Genomic DNA, 3,703 nt, shown 5'->3' with positions numbered 1-3,703 from the left:
GTAGGAAAGCATGGGGATGAAGGTATGATAGCGAGATATGTAAAAGAACAAGATAAAGAATACCTGCAGCTACACCAAAATCTACAATTGAGTCTATTTTGATTCTGATACCCCGTCCGCTTGCGGCGGGGTAGTTCATTAACCAGATTTAGTATTATACGGAGAATAAATAATCAGTTTTTAATAACCGGATTTAGGATTAAAATCAAATTATTGTACTATCATTACTCCCAGGGATGTTACCAAAATGTCTAACGAAACTGTTACTTATAGTCTTGAATCTGTACTCAAGGAAATCAAAGACAGCATCAAGGAGGTTAACCAAAAAATCGATACCTTGCAACGAGATGTCACCCAAAAAATCGACACCTTGCAACAGGATGTTAACCAGAAATTTGACAGCCTACAGAAGGAAGTTAACCAAAAAATCGACACCTTGCAACAAGATGTTAACCAGAAATTTGACAGCCTACAGAAGGATTTTAACCAGAAATTTGATAAGATCGACGAACGGCTAACTAAGCTAGAGGTAGGACAAGCAAAACTAACTGAGAAAGTCGATGGGATGGATAGAAGACTAGAAAAGGTGGAAGGAACCCAAAAAAATCAAGTTTGGACGTTAATTATTCTTTTAGGAGGAGCGATCGGAACGGCAGCGTGGCGCTCTTTCTTTTCTGGTAATCCTTAGAAATATTACTATAATTTCTCACTTTAGGGTAGTTATGAGGGGAAATTAGCAGATGTCAAACTCAGGTTAAAAATAAGGGATGTCTAACCCATTTACAACTAAAGGAAACTTAACCACCCCCAGAAAGAAAGCAACGATTAAGGGATATTTTCAGGTTTCTAATCTCCGAATTGCCTGATCGCACTTTTGAACATATCCTGCTAACCCCAATGCTTGAAATAATTCCCGCGACTGAAGAAATGCTTCTTTCGCTTCCGATATACGTTTGAGTTTATAGTAGGTAACTCCCAGATTAAACCAAGATTTCGCTTCACCCCTCCGATCACCGATTTCTCGTTTGATTGCTAAGGACTGTTGATGAAACTCGATCGCTTTTTGGTATTCTCCTAGGGAATTGTAAACATTGCCTAAATTATTGTAGGAATACGCTTCACCCATCCGATCACCGATTTTCCGTGTGATTGCTAGGTGCTGTTGATCAAACTCGATCGCTTTTTGGTATTCTCCTAGAAAATAGTAAATACCTGCTAATGAGTCGAGACTCGCAACTAAATCAAGTTCTAGATTTAACTCTTTTTGTAAATTGATCGCTTTTTGATAATACTCGATCGCAAGCAGAAGTTCCTGACGATAATCTGACAATGGCAGATTTAATAAACGATGGTTATAAATTTTAGCTAAACTGGCATATAAACTCGCTAGTCTTGGCTCTTTTTTGCCTTTATTTACCTCGATTTGCTCGATTAGTTCTAACAAGTCTTCCCTAGAGATTGAAGGAATATCTTTATCTATAGTAATTTCGTCAAAAGATTGTAAAATTGGTAAAAATTCCTGACAAGGTAAAAAGTTACTTGGAGGAGAAATAAAGCGAAAAACTCCTTTTCTCCAACTCCAAAAATCGGGGGACTTTTTGCGTAAATTTACTTCCACTGTGCTTGTTACCCAAAGAACAATGGAATAGGGAAATTCTCGCAATCCTTCCCTTGTCCATTGTAGATAACCAAAAAATTTATCTAGTTCCGATTTTTCCTGTTGCCATTCGATCGAGTGTAATTTTTCCACTCCTGTGGTTGTGATCACAGCATTTTTGCTTTGTAATAACTCTGGTTTTCTGGAGACTAAACTAGCAATTGCTGCTCTTAAACTCGGTTCTTTTTGATCTAAATCAATCCGATAACAAGGGATTACTGGTTCTAATTCTTTGCTATAGCGATCGATGATTTCTTCTCGCAATTTTTCCTGATCACACACACAAATTAATATATTTAATCTCTCTTGATTTGCCTCTAGAGACACGATTAAACCTTCGTATTCTCTTTCATTTTGGTCGATAATTGAAGATGTTTCATTATTCATAATAAGTGGATAAATGTTAAAAACTGTCAGATACCCCCATTAGGTAGGGTTGATTCATGAATCAACCCTACTTATCAAGGGGGGCAGGGGGGATCCATCTTCAATTTAATTATAACTACTTACTTATCCCATTCAAATTGTTCCTCTTTTTTTCATTAACTCAACTACAATCGGATGCACGTTATACCAGAGATCGCCATTGCGGTATTCCAAAATATATAAACCATGCAACAGATCTAGAAAATTTTGATCCTTGAGATCCTTCGGTTTTGACTTTTTATAAACAGTTTTAATAATTTCCTCATCTGCTGTACCGATACTTTCAGCAAAATCGAGACTAAGTTCTGTGATTGATTGTTCTAAAACAGCTTGATTAATTTTTAGGGTATTATCATCGGGATAACGACGAATTGATCGCAAACAAACCCGACAGCAATCATTAGTAATGCGAATTAATTCTCGTAACACTCCCCCACTATAAAGACAAATTTTTTCGAGGGTGTCAGGATCGATTAAAGCGGGATCGATGCGCTTAGTGATAATCTCGGTTAAAGTAGCAATAATTTGCGGATCGGGTATAGCATTAGGTGAATTAATGTCTCCCTGTTTAAAGAGTTTATATACAGGCATTTGTACAATCTGATCATTAGTTTCTGTTTGGAGAGTTGCCTTTAAAGCTACCTCTCTTAAAGCGGCGATCGGAATAGTCATAATAATCCGAAAACCGGGCAACATAATCGCTTTAATATGGGATTGAAAAATATCCCTTACCTGTGCTAAGTCAATTTTATCAATGTCATCAACAATTACTAAGATTTTTTTCTGACTTTGGGACTCGATCGCACTAGCTATAATGTTAATTTGGGCAACTAGATCGGTAATTCTCCGCTCATATTTTTGTTTGATTTCCTCGCGAATAGTCGAATTAATCTTGAGAATTCCTTTAATGTGAGCTAGTAAAGAAGAAAAGTTAAAACCTGTTTCGATAGTGGCATCTGCTTGATTGGTTTCCGTGCGAATTTGTTCAGCAAACCATTGATAAAAGCTTTTTTTAATAGAATCTTTAATAGTTAAATTTTGGGCTTCCGCTTCTGACATCATCTGAACGGCGATCGAGAATAAAATATTAACATGATTTACGTCTGACATTTCGATCATGTCTGAGATCGAGAAGAAAACAACAAAATAGCGATCATCTAACTTTCTTTTAAATTCGTAGAGTAGGGTTGACTTACCACAACCCCGATGTCCTGCTAGAATAATTTTTCCGTCTTCCGAAGGACTATCTTCGACCAATTGTTCTAATTCGTCGATAATTTCTGTGCCGTATTTGACAGCAAAACGCTGTAATTCTTTATCCGATCGCAGGGGTAAAAGTTCCAAATTGCGATAGGCTTCTCGAAAGGGTTCCAGTAAAGGACTAACCATAAGTAATTAGGGTTTGCGGCAAAAAGTTTTTCGTGGGGGTAGGGTGTGGGGTGTGGGAATTATGAATTATGAATTATGAATTGGGTAGTTGGCTCTTCTAGGTTCTGTGTGATAAGTTTAACTTACAGAGGATCGATCAATCTTTGTGTCCTTTGTGTCTTTGTGGTTCCTTCCACTCGCTCGCCAGAAAGAATGTATCTTAGAATACATTTTGCCCACCAAACCTAAGAG

The 3,703-nt window shown here is 37.3% G+C and carries 3 protein-coding genes and 1 pseudogene; 2 read left to right on the top strand and 2 right to left on the bottom strand.

Annotated elements, in window-relative coordinates; all coding sequences use genetic code 11:
* A pseudogene (locus IM496_RS20765) lies at positions 1-102 on the top strand (IS200/IS605 family transposase); the annotation flags it as partial.
* 145 nt (positions 103-247) lie between these two features.
* A complete protein-coding gene (locus IM496_RS20760; protein ID WP_104397644.1) occupies positions 248-688 on the top strand; it encodes a DUF4164 family protein in 441 nt (146 codons plus the stop codon).
* A 150-nt stretch (positions 689-838) separates the two neighbouring features.
* Here the strand turns inward: IM496_RS20760 and IM496_RS20755 are convergent, their stop codons facing one another.
* Both IM496_RS20755 and IM496_RS20750 read right to left on the bottom strand, forming a co-directional pair.
* Positions 839-2,044, bottom strand: a complete 1,206-nt coding sequence (locus tag IM496_RS20755; RefSeq protein WP_287663123.1) for a tetratricopeptide repeat protein — start codon at positions 2,042-2,044, stop codon at positions 839-841.
* Positions 2,045-2,176: 132 nt separating this feature from the next.
* Entirely contained in the window at positions 2,177-3,472 is a 1,296-nt protein-coding gene (locus tag IM496_RS20750; protein WP_194014099.1) for a P-loop NTPase fold protein, read from the bottom strand.
* Positions 3,473-3,703: the final 231 nt, after the last annotated feature.

This window comes from Microcystis sp. M049S2 (genome assembly GCF_020245625.1).
Taxonomy (GTDB): Bacteria; Cyanobacteriota; Cyanobacteriia; order Cyanobacteriales; family Microcystaceae; genus Microcystis; species Microcystis ichthyoblabe_A.
Note: the sequence above shows the minus strand (reverse complement) of the source record. Positions and strands in the feature narration are given on the sequence as shown.

What these genes read in the sequence shown, in the direction of transcription:
- IM496_RS20760 (WP_104397644.1), top strand. Translation starts at nt 248, where the DNA reads ATGTCTAACGAAACTGTTACTTATAGTCTTGAATCTGTACTCAAGGAA.
- IM496_RS20755 (WP_287663123.1), bottom strand. Translation starts at nt 2,044, where the DNA reads ATGAATAATGAAACATCTTCAATTATCGACCAAAATGAAAGAGAATAC.
- IM496_RS20750 (WP_194014099.1), bottom strand. Translation starts at nt 3,472, where the DNA reads ATGGTTAGTCCTTTACTGGAACCCTTTCGAGAAGCCTATCGCAATTTG.